Origin of the sequence: Streptomyces sp. NPDC048584 (assembly GCF_043199595.1) — a bacterium.
GTDB classification, from domain to species: Bacteria; Actinomycetota; Actinomycetes; order Streptomycetales; family Streptomycetaceae; genus Streptomyces; species Streptomyces edwardsiae.
The window spans coordinates 212,042-230,730 of sequence record NZ_JBICWF010000013.1 but is presented as its reverse complement, the minus strand read 5'-3'; the positions used below and the strand labels follow the sequence as shown (position 1 = coordinate 230,730).

Here is an 18,689-nt window from a genome sequence, read left to right as displayed (position 1 = left end):
TCAACTCCCCCGCCTGAACGTCCCGTTACGGCTTCTGCAAGGATGCCGTACGTCATGGTGCAGATACCGAACACGCCCGCGCCCGCGTCCCCCGCACCGACGCGCTCCGTACCCACGAGCGCCGATGTGGCCCGCCTGGCCGGCGTCTCGCGCGCGACCGTCTCCTACGTCCTGAACAACGCCGGTGCCGTCCGGATCAGCGAGCCCACCCGTCGCCGGGTCCGCGAGGCCGCGAGGGAACTCGGCTATGTGCCGCACGCGGCCGCCCGCAGCCTGCGCGCGGGCCACAGCCGTACGGTCCTGATGCCCGCGCCCGCCTTCCCCGTCGGGCCGCTCTACAGCCAGTTCATCAACGATCTCCAGAGCTCCCTCGCCCGCCTCGACTACACGGTCGTGCAGTACGGCACCGTCGGCCTGCACGACGACGAGGCGGCCCTCGCCTGGGCGGAGCTGCGGCCCGTCGCGGTCCTGGTCCCCGGGTCCGGACTCGGCCCGCGCGGGGTCGAGGTGCTCAAACGCTCCGGGGCGCGGGCCGTCGTCACGCTCGGCCCCGAGCCCGTCGAGGGCGCGCACGCCCTGCTCATGGACCACGACGTCGTCGGCCACAGCGCGGGCGCCCACCTCTTCGACCGGGGCAGTCGCCGGATCGGCGTGATCGTCCCCCGGGAACCCGGCCTCGAGGCGTTCTCCGCGCCCCGCCTGGCCGGGGTGCGCGCCGCCCTGCGCGGCACGGACGCCACCGTCACCGAGCTGCCCCTCGCCCATGACGAGGGCGCCGCCGCGCGGCTGGCCGCCCGCTGGCCCGATCTCGGCCTCGACGCCGTGTTCACGTACAACGACGAGTACGCGATGCTGCTGATGCGCGCGCTCCAGGACGCGGGCATCCGCATCCCCGAGGACACCGCCGTGATCGGCGCCGACAATCTCATGCTGGGCCGCCTCCTGCGCCCCCGCCTGACCACGGTCCACCTGGAGCTCCCGCCCGGCCGAGAACTCGCCGAACTGGTGGACCGGGCGGTACGCGACCCGGCAGCGGCCCCCGAGTCCCACAAGGTCCTGGGAGCCTCGGTGATCCGCCGGGAGTCGAGCTGACCTGTAGGGGCGAGGGGCTGCTCATCAGCCCCTCCGGCGTTTGAGGAGCGGGAGTCCGGGGGCGAAGACCCTGGAGGAAGCCCTCCGGCTACCTCACGCCCCGCCGGCGCCCTCCGCCTGCTGCGCGGCAATCTGCTTCCGGACGTCATCCATGTCCAGCTTCCGCGCCTGCCCGATGACATCCGTCAACGCGGCAGCGGGCAACGCACCCGGCTGGGCGAACACGGCGACCTGATCCCGCACGATCATCAGCGTGGGAATCGACTGGATACCGAACGCCGCCGCCAGCTCCGGCTGCGCCTCGGTGTCCACCTTGCCGAACACCAGATCCGGGTTCTCCTCCGCCGCCTTCTCGTACACCGGCGCGAACTGGCGGCACGGACCGCACCAGGCCGCCCAGAAGTCGATCAGTACGAACTCGTTGTCCGTGACCGTCTGGTCGAAGTTCTCCTTGGTGAGCTCCACGGTGCTGCTCATCGCGTGTTCCCTCTTCCTGATGTCGGGTCGAGCCGTCGGCACAACACGGCCGGCCGGTCACGTATTCCGCGCCCCCTACCCATGTGGCCACAGAGCACACCACCCATCAGACTGACGCCATGACGGAAACGCGATCGACGAAACTGGAAGCAACCGCCTACGACGTCGTGGTCCTCGGCGCCGGGCCCGTGGGCGAGAACGTCGCGGACCGCACCCGCGCCGCCGGGCTCAGCACCGCGGTCGTGGAGAGCGAACTGGTCGGCGGCGAGTGCTCGTACTGGGCGTGCATGCCCAGCAAGGCCCTGCTGCGCCCTGTCCTCGCCCAGGCCGACGCCCGGCGTCTCCCCGGTCTGAGCGAGTCCGTCCAGGGGCCCCTGGACGCCGCCGCCGTCCTCGCCCGCCGGAACTCCTTCACCTCCGACTGGAAGGACGACGGCCAGGTCCAGTGGCTGGAGGGCACCGGAGCCGACCTGTACCGCGGCCACGGACGGCTCACCGGCCCGCGTACCGTCACGGTCACGGACGCCGACGGGGGCAGCCGGGTCCTCACGGCCCGGCACGCCGTCGCCATCTGCACCGGCAGCGACGCCCGGCTGCCCGACCTGCCCGGACTGGCCGACGTCCGGCCCTGGACCAGCAGGGAGGCCACCAGCGCCCAGACCGTGCCCGGCCGCCTGGTCGTGGTCGGCGGCGGTGTCGTCGCCACGGAGATGGCCTGCGCCTGGCAAGCGCTCGGCTCACAGGTCACCGTCCTCGTCCGCGGCAAGAGCCTCCTCAACCGCATGGAGCCGTTCGCCGGGGAACTGGTCGCCGAGGCCCTCACCGAGGCGGGCGCGCAGATCCGCACCGGTACCTCCGTGGAGTCCGTGACCAGGGAGAACGGCACCTTGCTGGTCGTCACCGACGGCGGTGAGCGGATCGAGGCGGACGAGATCCTCTTCGCCACCGGCCGGGTCCCGCGCACCGCCGGCATCGGCCTGGAGACGATCGGCCTGGAACCCGGCTCCTGGCTGTCCGTGGACGACAGCCTCCGGGTCACCGGCCAGGACTGGCTGTACGCCGTCGGCGACGTCAACCACCGTGCGCTCCTCACCCACCAGGGCAAGTACCAGGCCCGTATCGCGGGCGCCGCCATCGTCACCCGGGCCGCCGGGGGGCCCGTGCGGACGGAGGACTGGGGCGCGCACGCCGCCACCGCCGACCACGCCGCCGTCCCCCAGGTCGTCTTCACCGACCCGGAGGCGGCCTCCGTCGGCCTCTCCCTGGCCGAGGCGGAACAGGCGGGCCACCGAGTCCGCGCGGTGGATGTCGACCTGTCCTCGGTGGCGGGCGCGTCCCTGTACGCCGACGGCTACAAGGGCCGGGCCCGCATGATCGTCGACCTGGAGAACGAAACGATCCGCGGCCTCACTCTCGTGGGTCCCGGCGTCGGCGAACTCATCCACGCCGCGACGATCGCCGTCACCGCCCAGGTCCCGGTCGCCCGCCTGTGGCACGCGGTCCCGTCCTACCCGACGATCAGCGAAGTCTGGCTCCGCCTGCTGGAGGCATACAGGGACGCGTGAGTACCCATCTGAGCCCCGCCGGCGTTTGAGGAGCGGGGTCCGGGGCGGAGCCCCGGGGTCGGGACGGGAGGGGCGGCGGGGGCGACAACCCCCGCGGTCACCCCGCGCAGCCCCTCACGGCAACGAGAACCCCAACCCCCGCGCCGCCCCCTCCGCCGTAGCCTGCCCCCACCGCTCCACCACCGCCGCGCTGGACGACAACGACCGAAGTTCCGCCCGGTCGAGATACAACGTTCCGTCCAGATGATCGACCTCATGCTGCACGATCCGCGCCGGCCACCCCCCGAACACCTCGTCCACCTCCCGCCCGCCCTCGTCCTGCCCCCTCACCCGCACCGACACGGCCCGAGCCACCACCGCCTGATACCCCGGCACACTCAGGCACCCCTCGAAGAACCCCGTCCGCGCGGCCCCCACCGCCTCGTACGCCGGATTGACCAGCACCCGGAACGGCTGCGGCACCCGCCCCCGCGCGAGACGCACCTCCTCCGGCACCGGCGCCGGATCCTCGATCACCGCGATCCGCAGCCCGATCCCCACCTGGGGCGCGGCCAGCCCGACCCCCGGCGCCGCCCGCATGGTGACCCGCAGGGCCGCGACGAACCGGGCCAGCAGCTCGGGCCCCAACTGCCCGTCGTACGGCTCGGTTCCCGCGCGCAGCACCGGATCCCCGGCCGCGACGATGGGCAACGGCCCCTTCACGGCGAGCAGTTGCTCGACCCGCTCGGCCAAGGGCGTGCGATCGTCCGGAGTTCCCATTCCGCCAGGATCGCACGCCGTTCACATGTGGCACAGATCACACACATCTCCCGGGAACTGGGCCGCGCGCCACTCCGACTACTGCACCACCACCCGCCCCCCATACGTCCCCGGGAGAACCCCTCCGATGACCACCGCTCCCTCGCCCACCACGGACGAGGCCCCGCAACCCCCTGCCCCCGCACCCGCGAAGAGCGTCCGGTCCGGCCTGCGCCCTCTCGTCCTGCGCCTGCACTTCTACGCGGGAGTGCTGGTCGCGCCGTTCCTCCTCGTCGCCGCCCTCACCGGACTGCTGTACGCCGCCTCCTTCCAGGCCGAGAAGATCGTCTACGACCATGAGCTGACCGTCCCCGTCGGCGACCGCAAGCTGCCGGTCTCCGAGCAGGTGGCGGCCGCCCGCGAGGCCCACCCCGAGGGCACCGTCGCCGCCGTACGTCCCTCACCCGAGGCGGACGCCACCACGAGGGTGATGTTGTCCGGCACACCGGGTGTGGACCCCGGCCACACCCTGGCCGTGTTCGTCGACCCGTACACCGCGAAGGTGCGCGGCGAGCTGGAACAGTACGGCTCCTCGGGCGCGCTGCCCCTGCGCACCTGGATCGACGAGTTCCACCGCGATCTGCACCTCGGTGAAACGGGCCGTCTCTACAGCGAGTTCGCGGCCAGCTGGCTGTGGGTGATCGCCGGCGGCGGACTGGTGCTGTGGTTCTCCCGCCGCCGGGCCCTGCGCACGATACGCGGCACCAGCGGCCGGCGCCGCACCCTGGCGCTGCACGGCGGTGTGGGCGTCTGGGCCGCGGCAGGCTTCATCTTTCTCTCGGCGACCGGTCTGACCTGGTCCACCTACGCCGGCGCGAACATCGGCGAACTGCGCACCTCCCTGGGCCAGGAGACCCCCTCGGTGTCCGCGGCGGCCGGCGAACACGCGGGCCACGACGCGGCCGGCGGCACGACGGGTGACGCGGCGCACGGGGTGGGCCTGGACAAGGTGCTCGCGGCGGCACGCGCCGAGGGTCTGGGCGACCCGGTGGAGATCGTGCCGCCCGCCGACGAGAAGTCCGCGTACGTCGTGCAGCAGATCCAGCGCAGCTGGCCCACGAAACAGGACTCGGTCGCCGTCGATCCGGCTTCCGGCGAGGTCACCGACGTCCTGCGGTTCGACGACCATCCGGCGCTGGCGAAGCTCACCCGCTGGGGCATCGACCTGCACACCGGCAATCTGTTCGGCCTGGTGAACCAGATCGCCCTGATGGCCCTGGCGTTCACCCTGATCCTGCTGATCCTGTGGGGCTACCGCATGTGGTGGCAGCGGGGCCGCGGCTCCGCCTTCGGCCGGCCGATCCCGCGCGGGGCCTGGCAGCAGGTACCGCCGTACGTTCTCGTCCCGCTGCTGGCGGTGATCGCCGTGCTCGGCTACTTCGTGCCGCTGCTCGGCATTCCCCTGGCGGCGTTCCTCGCCGTCGACATCGTGCTCGGCGAGGTGGCCCACCGCCGGGGACGGCGCGCGTACGGCGGCGACCCGGCGGCGCGCTGACGCGTGGTGCCCGGCTCCCGTCACGGGGAACCGGGCACCGGCCCGTCGTCAGTCCTCGTCGGAGCCGAACTCGCCGCCGAGCGCGGCGGCGAGCCGCAGATGCGGCCTGGCCTCGTCGTCCCGCCCCTGCCGCTGCAGGGTGCGCGCCAGCATCAGCCGCGCGTAGTGCTCCACCGGGTCACGCTCCACGATGACCCTCAACTCCGCCTCCGCGTGCCGTAGTTGCGCCGAGTGGTAGTAGGAGCGCGCCAGCAGCAGCCGCGGCCCGGTCTGCTCCGGCACCTCCTCGACCAGCCCACCGAGAACGCGCGCGGCGGCGGCGTAGTCCTTGGCGTCGAAGAACATGCCGGCGCGCTCCCAGCGCTCGGCCGGCGTTCCGTGGTCGTAGTACATGGTCTCCACCGGTGACCTCCTTCGAGCCCGACAACGGCTCGGCACGGTCCGGTATTCCACGCGCCCGCAGGGGTCAGGTCGCCAGGCCCTGCCGGTAGGCGTAGACGACCGCCTGGACGCGGTCGCGCAGCCCGAGTTTGGTCAGGATGCGGGAGACGAAGGTCTTCACGGTCTCCTGGCTGATCAGGAGCGTCGCGGCGATCTCGCTGTTGGACCGGCCGTCCGCGATGAGCCGCAGCACCTCCAGCTCGCGGGGGGTCAGCGGGATGTCCCGCGGTGCCCCGCGGTCGCTGGGACGGATCCGGGCGGCGTACCGGCCCACGAGCTGCCTGGTCACCTCGGGGTCGAGCAGCGCCGCGCCGTTGGCGACCGTCCGGATGCCGTGCAGCAGCCGGTCCGGCGGCGCGTCCTTGAGCAGGAATCCGCTGGCGCCCGCGCGCAGCGCCTCGTAGACGTACTCGTCCAGGTTGAAGGTCGTGACCACGAGCACCTTCACCGGATGCGGCACCCCGGCGCCGGCCAGCAGCCGGGTGGCCTCGATGCCGTCGAGCACCGGCATGCGTACGTCCATCACCACGACGTCGGGGCGGAGCCGGCCGGCGAGGTCGACGGCGGACTGCCCGTCGCCGCACTCGCCGGCCACCTCCAGGTCGGGCTGGGCGCCGATGATGGTCACCAGACCGGTGCGGATCAGCATCTGGTCGTCGCAGACCAGGACCCGGATGGGCGCGGTCATACCGTGCTCCCGGTCGGTATGCGGGCTCGTACGACGAAGCCGCCGTCCGGTTGTGGGCCCGCGCTGAAATCGCCGCCCAGTACGTCGACCCGCTCCCGCAGCCCGGCCAGGCCCCGGCCGCTCCCGCCGGGGGAGGAGGCCACCGGTGCGCCGGAGCCGTCGGTGCCGACCTCCACGGTGATCTGCTGTTCGCTGTGCCGTACGTCGACCCGGGTGGCGCCGCCGTGCGCGTACTTGAGGGCGTTGGTCAGCGCCTCCTGCACGACCCGGTAGGCGACGAGGTCGGCGCTGCCCGTCGACGGCGCCGGTGTGCCCTCCTCGGTGAACTTCACCGGCTGCCCGGCCCGCCGGGTCTGCTCCACGAGCGGGAGGAGCCGGCCGACGGGCGGTGTCCTCGCCTCGGGACCGTGGTCCGGCTGCAGCAGGTCCAGCAGATGCCGCAGATCGGTGATGGCCCGCCGGCCGGTGTCGGTCACGGCGGTCAGCGTCTGGTCCAGCCGGTCGGGCGCGGCGGTCAGATAGCGGGCCGCCTCGGCCTGTACCACCATCGCCGTCACATGATGCGTCACCACGTCGTGCAACTCCCGTGCGATACGGGCGCGTTCGTTGGTGCGGGTCTCCTCGGCGACCCGGTGCCTGCGCTCGGCCTCGGCGACCCGGGTGGAGCGCAGCCACACCCCGATGCCCCACGCGAGGGCCACCGCCAGGTAGAACGTCACGAACTCGCTCGCCGGCTCGCCGGGGCCGACCCGGTGGAACGCGACCGTCAGCGCCACGTAGGCGACGGTGCACAGGGCCGCGGCGGTGCGCCGGTACCGTTCCAGATACGCCCCCGTGCTCAGCAGCGCGATGGGGAGCGCGATGCCCGCGGGGGAGTGGTAGCCGCGGAGTTGGTCGAGGGCGAACCCGGCCGCCACCAGGGCGAGACAGACGGCCGGCCACCGCCGGCGCACGGCCAGCGGAAGGGCCTGGAGGGCCACCGCCACGAAGGCGAGCGGGTCGAAGGGACGCTCCGGCACGCCGCCGAGGAGCGTCCCGTGGTTCTGGAAGTCCGGCCACAGTGCCAGGGCGAGGACGAGCAGCCCGAGCAGGAGGTCCCTGACGGTGACGTCCAGCCTGCGCCACACTTCCCGGAGCCGGTGAGGAGCGATCACCGGGGCAGTCTAGCGGTGGCGTCGGCCCGCTCCGCGCGCCGGCGACGGGGCACCAGATTGCCGCGCCGGTGGGCCAGCCACAGGAACCCGATCGTCAGCAGCACACCGAACAGCACCGAGTACACGCTTCCCTCCGGGCCGAAGTCACCCCCGGTGATCCACTTGTTGCCCGACATCGTGGAGTCCAGCAGCCCCTGCTCGGTGTCGTTGCCCGAGACCACGGTGCTGAAGATGCCGCCCGCGGCGAAGTTCCAGCCGAAGTGCACACCGATCGGCACCCACAGGTTGCGGGTGGCGACGTACGCGGCGGCGAGCATGCCGCCGGCCTCGATCGCGATGGCGAAGGCTCCCCACGCCGTGGCGTCCGGGTTGGGCAGGTGCGCCGCGCCGAACAGCAGCGCGGTCAGCGCCAGCGCGATCCAAGTGCCCAGGTACTCCTCGACGATCCGGAACAGCACCCCGCGGAACAGCAGTTCCTCCGTGACGGCCGCGGCGGCCATGAAGCCGAACAGCCCGGCCGTGCCGCTCAGTGAACCCAGGCCGTGCACCTCGTAGTTGCCGGAGGTGAAGAGGTTCGTGATGACCATGGTGAACATCACGAGGCCGATCAGCGTCCCCCGGCCGAGCGCCGGCGCGGCACCGTTCGGATCCAGTTCCGTGACCGGCCGGTGCTCGGTCCGCCCCACCACCCACCGGTAGACCAGCACCGCGAGCACGGTGGTCAGCGCCCCGCCGGCGAGCGTGAGCCACGGGTTGTCCCGCACCGCGTTCACGCTCTGTCCGCCCAGGGCGGAGATCGCGAATACGGCCAGGATCTGCCAGACCACTCTCATCGATGACTCCTTCGTCGGATCCGCGGCCCAGTGCCACGTGCCGCCATGGACGCTACGGATCACGCGGCCGGGAATCGTCACCGTCCGGTGGACACTTGCCCGTAGCTCGCTCGGGGGACAACTCCCGGCCCACGGCCCGCATCCGCCCCCCACCGTGAGAACGCCGGTCGGCTCAGGTGCACGGGGAGCACGGTTCCCTGCGCGGACGCCCCGGCGGCCGCGCTTCCCGGTTCCCCGTTCGGGTCCGCGGCCGGCCGGGCCTGTCTCGGTCCCGCCAACTTCGCCCGTCCGCAAGCGTGTTCCGGGTCACATGCCGGGGAATGAGTTGCCTGCGCGGGAGGAACCGTATCCACGGGTGATTGCCTGGGGCCCGGATGCGACGACGAGGGGCCATGACTGCTGGGTGGGTTGCTCGCACGGGACGGGCCGCGGTGTTCGCGGCCGGCTGCGTGGTGCTCGCCGCTCTCGGGCACGTCATGATGTCCGGCGACCATGTCCCCCTCTGGATCCTGGCCGCGTGCTGGGCCGCCGTCGGCGCCGTCGGCTGGACCCTCGCGGGGCGTGAGCGCGGACTCCCGCTGATCACCACCGTGGCCGTGGCCGCCCAGACGGTGCTGCACTCGGCCTTCTCCCTCGCGAGCCCCGCCGCGCACGACATGGACATGGGCGCGATGCCGCACGGCATGCACACCATGCCCCTGCACAAGGACGCGGACACGCACATGGCGGCCGCCGGCCACTCCTCCCTCGGCATGCTCGCCGCCCACCTGCTGGCCGCGATGCTGTGCGGTCTGTGGCTCGGGTACGGGGAGCGGGCCGTGTTCCGGGTGCTCCGGGCCGTCGGCGGGTGGCTCGCCGCCCCCCTGCGGACGCTGTTCCTCGCGCCGGTACCGCAGGCCCGCCCGTCCGTCCGCGTCCGCCGGCGCCGCCGCTCGGACCGGGCGCCGCGGCTGCTCCTCCTCGCCCACGCGATCATCTCTCGCGGTCCGCCCGCCGGGGCCGCTGCCGTCTGACGGCAGCCGGTGACACCCCGGGCCCGCCCCTGCGCGACCCGGGCTCCGGTCGTGTGCCGGTACCCCTGACCTCCTCGTACCGCCAGCGGCCGTACCCCCGACGACGGGACCGCGCGTGCCCGTGGACCCCGGTTCCCCGCGAAGGACATCAGGTGATCACTCCTGCCCCGCCCGCCCCTGCCACGAGACCCGAGGACGACACGGCGACCGCATGGGCGCTCGCCGCGCGCGGCGGCGACTCCGACGCCGTCGACCGCTTCGTCCGCGCCCTGCACCGTGACGTCCTCCGCTACGTCGCCCATCTGTGCGGTGACCCGCAGGCGGTGGACGACCTCGCCCAGGACACGTTTCTGCGGGCCCTCGGCAGCCTGCACCGGTTCGAGGGCCGCTCCTCGGCCCGCACCTGGCTGCTCGCCATCGCCCGCCGCGCGGTCGCCGACAGTCACCGGTACGCGGCCGTACGGCCCCGGACGGCCGACGTGTCCGACTGGCAGTCGACCGTGGAGCGGGCGCAGCCGCGCGGGCTGCCCGGATTCGACGACGGGATCGTGCTGCTCGACCTGCTGGACCGGCTGCCCGAGGAGCGGCGTGAGGCGTTCGTCCGCACGCAGCTGCTCGGACTGCCGTACACGGAGGCGGCGGCCCTCGGCGACTGCCCGATCGGCACGGTCCGCTCCCGCGTGGCCCGCGCGCGGACGACGCTCACCGCCCTCATCGACGAAGCGGAGGGGGCGAGTACGGCCGTACATCCGCCGGATCTGGACTGACAGTCCAGAGCTGGACGTGTAGTCTGGTGTCAGGAGGTGTGGTCATGGCAGTCGTGGAGGAGCGGGACGCCGAGCGGGAGGCGATCCTCGCCGCGCTGGCGCCGGTCGTCGACGGGATCGCGGCGACGTTCGGGCCGGTCTGCGAGGTGGTGCTGCACGACTACCGGCGCCCGGCGGGATCGGTGGTCGCCGTGGCCGGCTCCGTGACCGGGCGGACGGTGGGCGGGGCGATGAGCGAGATCGGCATTCGGGTGCCGGCCCGCGGTGACGAGGCCGCCGACGAGCTCAACCACCTCACCCGCACCGGCACCGGCGCCCTCGTGAAGTCGTCCACGATGGTGCTGCGGGACTCCACGGGAGCGGTGTTCGGCGCCCTGTGTGTCAACGTCGACGTCACCGCCGTGGAGCAGGCCCACACCCTGCTCGGCGCGCTGGCCGGCCTCGGCGGCGGCCCGGCCGAACCGCCGGTGACCACCTTCGGCAACGACATCGACGCCGTCGTCGAGGCCATCCTCGACGACCACCGGTCGCTGCGGCACCGGGGCTGGGGCCGGCTCGACCGGGAGGAACGGCTGCGGCTGTTCCGGGACCTGGACGCCCGCGGTGTCTTCGCCGTACGGCGCGCGGTCGAGCAGGTCGCCGGCCGGCTCGGCATCTCCCGTGCCTCCGCGTACAGCTACCTCTCCCAGTCCCGGACGCCGGCCGACCCGACCCCCGCTGGAGGTACCCCGTGACGACCCCCGCCCCGCCGGTCACCCTCGACGACGTCCGATCCGCCGCCGAGCGCCTCCACGGCGTCGCACACCGCACGCCCGTGCTGCGCTCCCGCACCCTGGACGCGCTCGTCGGCGCCGAGGTCCACCTCAAGTGCGAGAACTTCCAGCGCGTGGGCGCCTTCAAGTTCCGCGGCGCCTACAACGCGGCCTCCCGGCTCACCCCCGGCCAACTGTCCCGGGGTATCGCCGCGTACTCCTCCGGCAACCACGCGCAGGCCGTCGCCCTCGCCGCCCGCGAGCTGGGCACCACCGCCGTCATCGTCATGCCCCAGGACGCCCCGCCCTCCAAGCGGGCGGCCACCGAGGCGTACGGCGCCGAGATCGTCACCTACGACCGCTACACCGGCGACCGGGTCGCCCTCGCCGAAGCCATCGCCGCCGAGCGGGGCCTCACCCTCGTCCCGCCCTACGAGCACCCGCACATCATCGCCGGACAGGGCACGGCCGCACTCGAACTCATCGAGGAGACGGGGGAACTGGACCTGCTGCTCGCGCCGGTCGGCGGCGGCGGACTGATCGCCGGAAGCGCCACCGCCGTCAAGGGCACGCACCCCGCGACCCGGGTGACCGGTGTCGAACCCGAGGCCGGCGACGACACCAGGCGGTCCCTGGAGGCCGGCCGGCGCGTCAGCATCCCCGTCCCGCGCACCATCGCCGACGGCCAGGCGCTGCACACCCCCGGGGAGCTCACCTTCTCCCTCAACAGACGGCTCCTGGACGGCATCGTGCTGGTCGGGGACGACGAGATCAGGGACGCGATGCGGTTCGCCTTCGAACGGCTGAAGATCGTCCTCGAACCGAGCGGGGCGACCCCGCTCGCCGCGCTGCTCACCGGCCGGACGGGCCCGCTCCCGCCCCGCGTCGGCCTGATCCTCTCCGGCGGCAACATCGACGCCGACCGCTTCGCCCGGCTCTGCGGTCCGGGCCACTGACGTACCGGCTTCACCCGAATGGCGTCCCCGAGTGGACAGGCGGACGATGGAGTGGTGGGGCCCGGCCCCCGCCGGTGCCGTTCGAGGCAGACGGAGACCGGACCCGGCCGTACAGGGCGACGGTCGGAAGGGAACAGGGTCATGCTCGAGATCAAGACGCTGGACAAGCCGGACGAGAGGCGCGACTTCCCCAGGGGGCACCTGGAAGCCGTCCACATGACAGGGCTGGACTTCGCCGTGGCCACCTTCGAACCCGGATGGCGCTGGACGGAGTCCGTCGGCCCGATCGCGGGCACGGAGAGCTGCCGGATCCACCACAACGGCTATGTCGTCCAGGGCCGTATGCACATCCGCATGGACGACGGCGCGGAGCAGGAGGTCGGCCCCGGAGACGTCTTCGTCTGCGCACCGGGACACGACGCGTGGGTTGTCGGGGACGACCAGGTGATCCTCTACGACTTCGCGGGCGGCATGGCCCAGGAATACGCGAAGGCCGACCAGTCCGCCCGGCCGCCCGGGCCGTGATCCGGCCGGCAGACTCCGGACCCACCAAGTGGGGACTGCTCCCCGATTGCGTGTTAGCGTCGTCGGAGTGAAACGGGGATCGGTCCCCGTTCCGGTGGAGGGGGCGGTGTGTCCGAGACGGCACTGGTGCTGGGCGGAGGCGGGCTGACCGCGTACGCGTGGGAGATCGGCATGCTGGCGGGGCTGGCGGACGCGGGTCTGGACCTGGGGGGCGCCGATGTGCTGGCCGGCACCTCGGCCGGCTCGCTGCTCGCACTGGACCTGGCCGGGGGAGCGTCACCCGGGGAGCTGTTCGAGGAGCAGGTCCACCGGAAGCGGCCCATGATGGACGTGGACTTCACCCTTGGTATGACGGTCAAGTACCTCTGGGCCGCGCTCGGTTCGCGCGACCCGGAGACCGTCGTCAAGCGGCTGGGCGCACTGGCGCTGAGAGTGCGAGACATGTCGGAGGCCGAGGTGTTCGACGCGATCCGGCCTCAACTGCCGGTCCAGGACTGGCCTGAGCGGCCGGTCCGGCTCTTCGCCACCGACGCGCTCACCGGCCGGACCACCGGCTTCGACGCCGACAGCGGGATCGAGCTGCTGCGGGCGATGGCGGCCACCTGCGCGCTGCCGCCCCTGTTCCCGCCGATCACCGTGGGGGAGGGCCGCTGGATGGACGGAGGCGTCCGGTCCACCACCAACGTCGATCTGATGGGCGACTGCCGACGGGTTGTCGCCCTGGCCCCGGTTCCCAAGGGCCCGGGTGCCGGCCCCAGCGCGGTCGACCAGGGGGCCGTACTGACGGCGGGCGGGGCCCGCGCCGCCGTGCTGGTACCGGACCGGGAGGCCCGACGCGCCTTCGGGCGGAACCCGTTGGACGCCTCCCGTATCCCGGGCGCGGTCCGCGCGGGGCGGCGTCAGGCGGCGGGGCACGTCGAGCAGATCGGAGCCGTCTGGCACGGCTGAGGGGCGCCCGCCGCGGCGGACGCCCTGCGGAGCGGGCCGGAGCTCAGGCGGCCTGGACCACCGCCCGCACCGCCGGAGTACGCAGCACCCGCCGGGCCGTGAACAGGCTCGTCCCGAGGGTCACCGCGGCCGCCACCGCCACCATGGCGAGCCAGATGCCCAGGAACTGGTCCGGCAGTACCCCGTCCGTGCGGACGACCGTGAACGGCACGACCCCGGCCAGCGCGGCCAGCGTGCCGAAGAACACCCCCGCGACCGTGAGGATCGCGCCCTCGGCGCCCACCACGCCGAGCACCTGCCCCGGAGTGGCCCCCGCCAGGCGCTGCTGCCCGAACTCACGGGAGCGGTACGTCGTAGCCGCGTACAGAGAGTTGACCAGCATGACGCAGACGAAGACGGTGACGATGCCGACGACCGTGAGGTTGAGAGTCTCCAGGTTCTTCGCGTCGACCGACTTCACCAGACCCGAGGCCGCGACGGCGTCGCTCTCCACCGCCTGCATGGTGATCGTCGCCGTGGAAACGGCCGTGAACATGATCAGCGACACCAGGATCCCGGCGAGCTCCGCGGCCCGCTGCCGCAGGTTCCGCACGGCCAGCCACCCGCTCGCCCCGCTCAGCGCCAGCCGGTCCAGCAGACCCTTCAGCAGCCGCGGCGACAGCAGGGCGAACCCCACCGAGAGCGTGATCGTCCCCTGGGCGGGCAGCGCCATCAGCATCTCGTCCGTCGCGGAGAACAAGAAGGTGGAGCAGACCCCCGCGGCACCGGCGGCCAGCGCCCCATAGGCCAGGAACCGCCGGGCCCCGGCGCGCTCCTTCCGGCGTCGCGTCACCCGCCGGACGGCGAGGAACGCGGCGCCCGCCGCCGCGAGCAGCGTGATGCTCACGCCGGACACCAGTGCGATCGGGCCGAAGGAGTACTCGACCGACCGCGCGACCTGGCCGCCGTCCTGGAACATGTCCAGCAGCACCCGCCCGCCCAGCATCGCCGGGCCGATCGCCGACGCCGCGCCCACCAGGGCCACGGCCACCGCCTCACCCACGACCATCCGCTTGATCTGCGCCGGAGTCGCCCCCGAGCAGCGCAGCAGCTCCAGCTCGGCCGCCCGCTGCCGCACGTTCACCGTCAGGGTCGAGGCGACGGCGAAGAACACCAGCAGCGTGCCGTACCCGCCGACCACACCGGCCGACGTGGCCAGGGTGTCGGAGCTCACCGCGTCCACGCCCGGCTGCCCGGCCGTGTCGTGCATCGAGTTGAACATCATGATGATCGCCGTGCCGAGGAAGGCGGACAGCAGCGTCGCGAGGAACCGTCCGGGCCGTTGCCGGATCGACCGCAGAGCCAGTACGAACACGGCTCACACCCCCACCGACATGTCGTCGCCCAGGTGCGCCAGCCGCTCGGCCACCGCGTCCGCCGTCGGCGCGTCCATCCGCCCGGCCAGCCGGCCGTCGGCGAGGAACAGCACACTGTCGGCGTAGGAGGCGGCGACCGGGTCGTGCGTCACCATCACCACGGTCCGCCCGTGCACCCGCACCGCCTGCTGGAGCAGCGTCAGCACCTCCCGGGCGCTGCGCGTGTCCAGGGCGCCCGTCGGCTCGTCCGCGAAGATCACCCGCGGTTCGGTGACCAGCGCACGGGCGATCGCCACCCGCTGGCGCTGACCGCCGGAGAGCTGGCCGGGCCGGTGCCGGAGCCGGTCGCCCAGACCGACGGCGGTGAGGACCTCCCGCGCCCGCCCGCGGTCCACGCGCCGGCCGGCCAGCTTCAGCGGCAGCACCGTGTTCTGCGCGACGGTCAGCGTCTCCAGCAGGTTGTACTGCTGGAAAATGAACCCGATCCGCCCGCGCCGGAACTTCGTCAGCTCCGCCTCGCCGCCACCGGTCAGCTCCTTGCCGTCCACCCGGACGATTCCGCTGTCCGGCCGGTCCAGACCCGCCGCGCACTGCAGCAGCGTCGACTTGCCCGAGCCGGACGGCCCCATCACCGCGGTGAACGTGCCCCTGGCCAGGCCCAGCGTCACCCCGTCGAGCGCCGTCACGGCGCTGTCCGCCGTACCGTAGGACTTGGTGACCTTCACCAGGCGCAGTGCCTCGGGGGCGGGTCCCGAGTCGTGGTCACGCCGTGCGCCGCTGCGAAACATCGTCATCTCCTCCGTCCGGCACGCCCTGTGCCATGCCCAAGACGCTACGGAGAAGACGGCGGCCCCACATGGGGCGCAGTACCCGTTTCCAGAGGTGTACTCTGCGACACCCCTCGCAGGGGCTCACTCCACCAGCACGACCTCCAGCGTGCGCGGCCCGTGCACGCCCTCCACCCGGTCGAGTTCGATGTCACTGGTCGCCGACGGGCCGGAGATCCAGGTCAACGGGCATGCCGGGTCGAGGCGTTCAAGAGCCTGCGGGACGGAGGAGACGACCTGGCCGGGGACGCGGACGACGCAGATGTGATGGTCGGGGACGAGGGTGATCCGGCGCCGGCCCTGGTCGGGGGAGCCGTCCAGCACGATCGTCCCGGTCTCGGCGACCGCCACCGCGCAGGCGGTCAGCACACTGTCCACCCGGTCCAGTTCCCCCGGGGTGCTCTCCGCCCGGTCCGGCACCCGCGTCACCTCCGTCGCCGCGAGCCAGCCCTCGTCGAGACCGGGCGGCACGAGTACCGACGAGGCACCGCGCGCCGCGAGCAGCCCGGCGACCACACCGGCGAGCCCGGCCGCGTCCGTACGGTGCACGATCGCCCGGTAGTCGGCCAGGTTCTCCGCGAGGAGGTCGACCGTCTCCTCGACGGTGCGCTCACCGTGCTCGCGCAGATAGCCGCGGGAGACCGCCCGCTCGTACGGGGTGTCGTCGCCCGGTACGTCGGCGAGGGCGCGCCGCACCCGGCCCAGGATCCGTTCCCTGCTGCTCACTTCGCCGCTCCCTTCCCGCCCTGCGTACGCTGCCACCAGTCCCGGAACGGCTCCGCGGGCACCGGCGGGAGATCCCGGGTGCCGCTCCACGCCCGGCCGGGGCCCGGCAGGGTGCGCGGATGCAGACGACGGGTGCGCGAGGCGAGACGCTGGCCGGTGCGCAGGGCCCCGGGGCGCGCGAACGCCCAGCGGGCGGCACGCATCGCGGCACGCTCCGCGGCATGCCCCCTGGCCGGCTTGAGCACCACCTTGTTGCCGTCCCGGGTCACCTCCCCGCCCTGCGCCACCCGCTCGCGCAGATGCACCAGCACCTCGGGGATGTCGATGGCGACCGGACACACCTCGTAGCAGGCCCCGCACAGCGAGGACGCGTACGGCAGCGAGGCGTCGATCTCGCTCGTGGTGCCCCGCAGTTGAGGGCTGAGAATGGCGCCGATCGGGCCCGGGTAGACCGAGCCGTAGGCATGGCCCCCGGCCCGCTCGTACACCGGGCACACGTTCAGACAGGCCGAGCAGCGGATGCAGCGCAGCGCCTGCCGGCCCACCTCGTCGGCGAGCGTGTCGGTGCGGCCGTTGTCCAGCAGCACCAGATGGAAGGTGCGCGGCCCGTCCCCGTCGGTGGTACCGGTCCACGTCGAGGTGTACGGGTTCATCCGCTCGGCGGTCGACGAGCGGGGGAGGGTCTGCAGGAACACCTCCAGGTCCTGCCAGGTCGGCACGATCTTCTCGATGCCGACCACCGAGATCAGCGTCTCGGGCAGGGTCAGGCACATCCGTCCGTTGCCCTCGGACTCCACCACCACCAGGGTGCCGGTCTCCGCCACCATGAAGTTGGCGCCGGAGATGCCGACCTTGGCGCGCAGGAACTTCTCCCGCAGATGCAGCCGGGCCGCCTCCGCGAGTTCGGCGGGCGTGTCCGTCAGGCCCTCGGGGGCGGGGCGGCCCCACTCGCCCATCTCGCGGCTGAAGATCTCCCGGATCTCCCCGCGGTTGCGGTGGATCGCCGGCACCAGGATGTGCGAGGGCCGGTCCTTGCCCAACTGCACGATCAGTTCGGCGAGATCGGTCTCGTAGGCGGCGATGCCCTGCGCCTCCAGGGCCTCGTTGAGGGCGATCTCCTGTGTGGCCATCGACTTGACCTTGACGACCTCCGGCTCACCGGTCTCCTTCACCAGTCGGGTGACGATCCGGTTGGCCTCGTCGGCATCGGCGGCCCAGTGCACGGTGCCGCCCGCCGCCGTCACGGACTCCTCCAACTGCTCGAGATACCGGTCCAGATGACGGAGCGTGTGATCCTTGATCCGCTTGCCGGCCTCGCGCAGTTCGACCCAGTCGGAGACCTCCGCGACGGCCTGGGCCCGCTTGGCCCGGATGGTGTGCGTGGCGTGCCGCAGATTGCCGCGCAGTGTGGTGTCGCGCACGGCGTCCCGCGCCGCCTCCGGAAACGCCGGCATCCCGACGAACGTCCCGCTCATACGGCCGGCTCCTCCTCCGTGCTCGCCAGGATCTCCGCGATGTGCACCGGCCGCATACCGGTGCGGAGCCTGCTCATCGTTCCGCCGATGTGCATCAGACACGAGTTGTCCGCCGCGCACAGCACCTCGGCGCCCGTCGACTCGGCGTTGCGCACCTTGTCGGTGCCCATCGCCGCCGAGACATCGGAGTTCTTCAGCGCGAACGTGCCGCCGAAGCCACAGCACTCCTCCGCCCCCGGCAGCTCGGCCAGCTCCAGCCCCCTCACCGCCCGCAGCAGCCGCAGCGGCCGCTCACCGAGCCCGAGACCGCGCAGCCCGTGACAGGTGGGGTGATAGGTCACCCTGTGCGGGTAGTACGCCCCGACGTCCGTCACCCCCAGCACATCCACCAGGAACTCCGTGAGCTCGTACGTCTTCGGTACCACCGGCGCCAGTGTCGCGGCGAGCGTGTCCCCGCGCCCCTCCGCCCGGGCCCGCTCGCCCATCCGTGGATACAGTTCCCGCACCATCGCCCCGCACGACCCGGACGGCGTCACGATCGCGTCGTAAGCACCGAAGACATCGGAGAAATGCCGGGCGAGCGGCTCGGCCTCATGGCGATAGCCCGTGTTGTAGTGCGCCTGGCCGCAACACGTCTGTGCCATCGGGAAATCGACATCGACGCCCATTCTGGTCAGGAGTTTCACCACGGCGCGCCCGGTGTCCGGATAGAGCGTGTCGTTGACACAGGTCAGGAACAGGGCGACACGCATCGCGGCTCCTTGCACATTGATCATCGGTTGTATGAAGAGTAGACCGGCGA

Annotated in this window: 20 protein-coding genes; 9 read left to right on the top strand and 11 right to left on the bottom strand. The window is 72.7% G+C overall.

What is annotated here, in order from left to right; genetic code table 11:
- The first annotated feature begins 54 nt into the window (after positions 1-54).
- Positions 55-1,092 (top strand): LacI family DNA-binding transcriptional regulator, encoded by a 1,038-nt coding sequence (locus ACGFR9_RS27160; RefSeq protein ID WP_393213089.1) that lies wholly within the window; start codon positions 55-57, stop codon positions 1,090-1,092.
- Between the two features lie 93 nt (positions 1,093-1,185).
- Here the strand turns inward: ACGFR9_RS27160 and trxA are convergent, their stop codons facing one another.
- The gene (gene trxA, locus ACGFR9_RS27155) at positions 1,186-1,569 is read right to left on the bottom strand and encodes a thioredoxin (RefSeq protein ID WP_393213086.1); all 384 of its coding nucleotides are present in this window, start codon (positions 1,567-1,569) and stop codon (positions 1,186-1,188) included.
- Between the two features lie 119 nt (positions 1,570-1,688).
- Between trxA and ACGFR9_RS27150 the strand changes: the two genes are divergently transcribed.
- Complete coding sequence (locus tag ACGFR9_RS27150) at positions 1,689-3,134, top strand: dihydrolipoyl dehydrogenase family protein (protein ID WP_393213083.1); 1,446 nt, start codon at positions 1,689-1,691, stop codon at positions 3,132-3,134.
- 114 nt (positions 3,135-3,248) lie between these two features.
- On the opposite strand, the gene ACGFR9_RS27145 is transcribed toward ACGFR9_RS27150, so the two are convergent.
- Positions 3,249-3,893 (bottom strand): peptide deformylase, encoded by a 645-nt coding sequence (locus ACGFR9_RS27145; protein ID WP_393213080.1) that lies wholly within the window; start codon positions 3,891-3,893, stop codon positions 3,249-3,251.
- Positions 3,894-4,020: 127 nt separating this feature from the next.
- On the opposite strand from ACGFR9_RS27145, the gene ACGFR9_RS27140 reads away from it, so the two are divergent.
- Positions 4,021-5,427 carry a PepSY-associated TM helix domain-containing protein gene (locus ACGFR9_RS27140; protein WP_393213077.1) on the top strand — a complete coding sequence of 469 codons (1,407 nt, stop codon included), beginning with the start codon at positions 4,021-4,023 and terminating at the stop codon, positions 5,425-5,427.
- A 48-nt stretch (positions 5,428-5,475) separates the two neighbouring features.
- Here ACGFR9_RS27140 and ACGFR9_RS27135 read toward each other — a convergent pair whose 3' ends face one another.
- From ACGFR9_RS27135 to ACGFR9_RS27120, 4 genes are all read right to left on the bottom strand, one after another.
- The gene (locus ACGFR9_RS27135; protein WP_393213074.1) at positions 5,476-5,829 is read right to left on the bottom strand and encodes a tetratricopeptide repeat protein; all 354 of its coding nucleotides are present in this window, start codon (positions 5,827-5,829) and stop codon (positions 5,476-5,478) included.
- A gap of 64 nt (positions 5,830-5,893) precedes the next feature.
- On the bottom strand, positions 5,894-6,556 hold the full coding sequence (locus tag ACGFR9_RS27130; protein WP_393213071.1) for a response regulator: 663 nt from the start codon (positions 6,554-6,556) through the stop codon (positions 5,894-5,896).
- The gene (locus ACGFR9_RS27125) at positions 6,553-7,710 is read right to left on the bottom strand and encodes a sensor histidine kinase (protein WP_393213069.1); all 1,158 of its coding nucleotides are present in this window, start codon (positions 7,708-7,710) and stop codon (positions 6,553-6,555) included. Before ACGFR9_RS27125 ends, ACGFR9_RS27130 begins: the two co-directional genes overlap by 4 nt.
- Entirely contained in the window at positions 7,707-8,543 is an 837-nt protein-coding gene (locus ACGFR9_RS27120; protein ID WP_393213066.1) for a CPBP family intramembrane glutamic endopeptidase, read from the bottom strand. Before ACGFR9_RS27120 ends, ACGFR9_RS27125 begins: the two co-directional genes overlap by 4 nt.
- A gap of 392 nt (positions 8,544-8,935) precedes the next feature.
- On the opposite strand from ACGFR9_RS27120, the gene ACGFR9_RS27115 reads away from it, so the two are divergent.
- From ACGFR9_RS27115 to ACGFR9_RS27090, 6 genes are all read left to right on the top strand, one after another.
- A complete protein-coding gene (locus ACGFR9_RS27115; RefSeq protein WP_393213063.1) occupies positions 8,936-9,556 on the top strand; it encodes a hypothetical protein in 621 nt (206 codons plus the stop codon).
- Positions 9,557-9,708: 152 nt separating this feature from the next.
- Positions 9,709-10,323: a sigma-70 family RNA polymerase sigma factor gene (locus ACGFR9_RS27110; RefSeq protein ID WP_393213060.1), complete on the top strand. Its 615-nt coding sequence runs from the start codon at positions 9,709-9,711 to the stop codon at positions 10,321-10,323.
- Positions 10,324-10,367: 44 nt separating this feature from the next.
- Positions 10,368-11,057 carry a transcriptional regulator gene (locus tag ACGFR9_RS27105; protein WP_393213057.1) on the top strand — a complete coding sequence of 230 codons (690 nt, stop codon included), beginning with the start codon at positions 10,368-10,370 and terminating at the stop codon, positions 11,055-11,057.
- Positions 11,054-12,031 carry a pyridoxal-phosphate dependent enzyme gene (locus ACGFR9_RS27100; RefSeq protein ID WP_393213054.1) on the top strand — a complete coding sequence of 326 codons (978 nt, stop codon included), beginning with the start codon at positions 11,054-11,056 and terminating at the stop codon, positions 12,029-12,031. The genes ACGFR9_RS27105 and ACGFR9_RS27100 overlap by 4 nt, the downstream gene beginning before the upstream one ends.
- Before the next feature lie 141 nt (positions 12,032-12,172).
- Entirely contained in the window at positions 12,173-12,556 is a 384-nt protein-coding gene (locus ACGFR9_RS27095) for a cupin domain-containing protein (protein WP_393213051.1), read from the top strand.
- 108 nt (positions 12,557-12,664) lie between these two features.
- Positions 12,665-13,504, top strand: a complete 840-nt coding sequence (locus ACGFR9_RS27090) for a patatin-like phospholipase family protein (RefSeq protein WP_393213048.1) — start codon at positions 12,665-12,667, stop codon at positions 13,502-13,504.
- 43 nt (positions 13,505-13,547) lie between these two features.
- Here ACGFR9_RS27090 and ACGFR9_RS27085 read toward each other — a convergent pair whose 3' ends face one another.
- The 5 genes from ACGFR9_RS27085 to ACGFR9_RS27065 form a co-directional block, all read right to left on the bottom strand.
- Positions 13,548-14,858: an FtsX-like permease family protein gene (locus ACGFR9_RS27085; protein ID WP_393213045.1), complete on the bottom strand. Its 1,311-nt coding sequence runs from the start codon at positions 14,856-14,858 to the stop codon at positions 13,548-13,550.
- 3 nt (positions 14,859-14,861) lie between these two features.
- Positions 14,862-15,647, bottom strand: a complete 786-nt coding sequence (locus tag ACGFR9_RS27080; protein ID WP_393213042.1) for an ABC transporter ATP-binding protein — start codon at positions 15,645-15,647, stop codon at positions 14,862-14,864.
- A gap of 123 nt (positions 15,648-15,770) precedes the next feature.
- Entirely contained in the window at positions 15,771-16,412 is a 642-nt protein-coding gene (locus tag ACGFR9_RS27075; protein ID WP_393213039.1) for a lactate utilization protein C, read from the bottom strand.
- The gene (locus tag ACGFR9_RS27070) at positions 16,409-17,887 is read right to left on the bottom strand and encodes a LutB/LldF family L-lactate oxidation iron-sulfur protein (protein ID WP_393213037.1); all 1,479 of its coding nucleotides are present in this window, start codon (positions 17,885-17,887) and stop codon (positions 16,409-16,411) included. The genes ACGFR9_RS27075 and ACGFR9_RS27070 overlap by 4 nt, the downstream gene beginning before the upstream one ends.
- Positions 17,884-18,639 carry a (Fe-S)-binding protein gene (locus ACGFR9_RS27065; RefSeq protein WP_393213034.1) on the bottom strand — a complete coding sequence of 252 codons (756 nt, stop codon included), beginning with the start codon at positions 18,637-18,639 and terminating at the stop codon, positions 17,884-17,886. Before ACGFR9_RS27065 ends, ACGFR9_RS27070 begins: the two co-directional genes overlap by 4 nt.
- Positions 18,640-18,689 lie beyond the last annotated feature (50 nt).

What these genes read in the sequence shown, in the direction of transcription:
- ACGFR9_RS27145 (WP_393213080.1), bottom strand. Translation starts at nt 3,893, where the DNA reads ATGGGAACTCCGGACGATCGCACGCCCTTGGCCGAGCGGGTCGAGCAA.
- ACGFR9_RS27130 (WP_393213071.1), bottom strand. Translation starts at nt 6,556, where the DNA reads ATGACCGCGCCCATCCGGGTCCTGGTCTGCGACGACCAGATGCTGATC.
- ACGFR9_RS27160 (WP_393213089.1), top strand. Translation starts at nt 55, where the DNA reads ATGGTGCAGATACCGAACACGCCCGCGCCCGCGTCCCCCGCACCGACG.
- ACGFR9_RS27095 (WP_393213051.1), top strand. Translation starts at nt 12,173, where the DNA reads ATGCTCGAGATCAAGACGCTGGACAAGCCGGACGAGAGGCGCGACTTC.
- ACGFR9_RS27120 (WP_393213066.1), bottom strand. Translation starts at nt 8,543, where the DNA reads ATGAGAGTGGTCTGGCAGATCCTGGCCGTATTCGCGATCTCCGCCCTG.
- ACGFR9_RS27070 (WP_393213037.1), bottom strand. Translation starts at nt 17,887, where the DNA reads ATGAGCGGGACGTTCGTCGGGATGCCGGCGTTTCCGGAGGCGGCGCGG.
- ACGFR9_RS27150 (WP_393213083.1), top strand. Translation starts at nt 1,689, where the DNA reads ATGACGGAAACGCGATCGACGAAACTGGAAGCAACCGCCTACGACGTC.
- ACGFR9_RS27115 (WP_393213063.1), top strand. Translation starts at nt 8,936, where the DNA reads ATGACTGCTGGGTGGGTTGCTCGCACGGGACGGGCCGCGGTGTTCGCG.
- ACGFR9_RS27065 (WP_393213034.1), bottom strand. Translation starts at nt 18,639, where the DNA reads ATGCGTGTCGCCCTGTTCCTGACCTGTGTCAACGACACGCTCTATCCG.
- ACGFR9_RS27140 (WP_393213077.1), top strand. Translation starts at nt 4,021, where the DNA reads ATGACCACCGCTCCCTCGCCCACCACGGACGAGGCCCCGCAACCCCCT.
- trxA (WP_393213086.1), bottom strand. Translation starts at nt 1,569, where the DNA reads ATGAGCAGCACCGTGGAGCTCACCAAGGAGAACTTCGACCAGACGGTC.
- ACGFR9_RS27105 (WP_393213057.1), top strand. Translation starts at nt 10,368, where the DNA reads ATGGCAGTCGTGGAGGAGCGGGACGCCGAGCGGGAGGCGATCCTCGCC.
- ACGFR9_RS27080 (WP_393213042.1), bottom strand. Translation starts at nt 15,647, where the DNA reads ATGTTTCGCAGCGGCGCACGGCGTGACCACGACTCGGGACCCGCCCCC.